2 protein-coding genes are annotated in these 1,414 nt (G+C 31.4%); both read left to right on the forward strand.

Annotation, left to right across the window (positions count from 1 at the left end):
* Positions 1 to 54 precede the first annotated feature (54 nt).
* The gene (locus tag ACJJVO_RS00300; protein ID WP_405569010.1) at positions 55 to 513 is read left to right on the forward strand and encodes a helix-turn-helix domain-containing protein; all 459 of its coding nucleotides are present in this window, start codon (positions 55 to 57) and stop codon (positions 511 to 513) included.
* Positions 459 to 1,307, forward strand: a complete 849-nt coding sequence (locus ACJJVO_RS00305; protein WP_405569013.1) for an IS3 family transposase — start codon at positions 459 to 461, stop codon at positions 1,305 to 1,307. Before ACJJVO_RS00300 ends, ACJJVO_RS00305 begins: the two co-directional genes overlap by 55 nt.
* The last annotated feature ends 107 nt before the right edge of the window (positions 1,308 to 1,414 follow it).

The following is a 1,414-nucleotide window of genomic DNA, read 5'->3' on the forward strand; positions in this document are numbered from 1 at the left end:
GGTACTTTCCTGAAATAGGTTGACTAAAAATTAAACATTTAATTATAGTCACTTATGAAAACACGAAAACAAGACTGTCGAAAAAAACCTTACGAAAAAGTAACTTTTCAGTACAAATTATTCGTCGTTGGCCAAATACAAAACGGTCAAATCTCTGCCAATTTTGCATCTAAGAAATATGATATTTCAAGATCAACTATTGCTTATTGGCTAAAAAAATATAGTACTTTAGAGCAACAAAATACTGGTATGAGTAAACAAGATGAGATTAAAAAATTAAAGGAACGTATTGAAGAACTAGAGTTTGTAAAAGACTTCCAACAAGATGTTATTGCTGACATGGAACTAATTACTGGTGTCGATTTGTCAAAAAAGTTGTTGCCCAAATCATTAGCAAAAGAGATAGAACAAAAAAAGAGAAAAATTTCAAAAGAAAATGGCTCTATCAATGCTTTGGGATTAGTAAACAAGCTTTCTACAAAAGACTCAAATCAAACAAAACCAAAGAAGTAAACGATAAAAAACTTATTCTTATGGTACAGCAATACCGCAAATTAGTGGGACAACAATCTGGTGGAATTAAACTCTACGCTGAACTTAAAAACGAGATGGTAAACCAAGACATTAAGTTAGGAAGGGACAAATTTTACGGATTCTTAAGGTATTACAACTTATTAATACCTAAACGCAAAAACTACGTTACAACAACCAACTCTAATCACTTATTTAGAAAATACAAAAACATCGTAAAAGACCACGTTCCTACTCGTCCAGAACAACTTTGGGTAAGTGACATTACATACATCAAAACCGAAAATGGACATAACTATTTAGCTTTAGTTACAGATGCCTATTCTAAGCAAATTATGGGTTTCAAATTAGCTAATCATATGAAAACATCGCTCTGCAGAGATGCGCTTGCTATGGCTATTAAAAACAGAAAGTATCCTAATGAGAAGCTTATACATCATTCAGACAGAGGATTTCAGTACTGCAATCCTAAATACACAGAATTTGCAGAAAACAACGGTATTACAATGAGTATGACAGAACAATACGACCCCTACGAAAACGCAATTGCAGAACGCATTAACAGAACTTTGAAATATGAATACGGATTAAAAGAAACACTTAAAAATACTGATATTGCTCAAAAAATCACAAAGCAAGCTGTATATATTTATAATAATTTAAGAACGCATTTTAGCTTGGATTTAAGAAAACCAGCTGAAGTGCATTTAAATCCAAACATCAAATACAAATCGTATCGAAAAAATAAGGTAAATTTACCTGAGCTTACGATTTAAGAACAGACCTAGTTCAAACTATTTTTTTGCCTTCTAAACGGCTAAAAAAAATCTTTTGAACGTGATAATATTAACAAAAAAAGGTCAACCTATATCAGTATAATACA

Origin of the sequence: Winogradskyella sp. Asnod2-B02-A (assembly GCF_045063645.1) — a bacterium.
In the GTDB taxonomy this organism is placed as follows: domain Bacteria; phylum Bacteroidota; class Bacteroidia; order Flavobacteriales; family Flavobacteriaceae; genus Winogradskyella.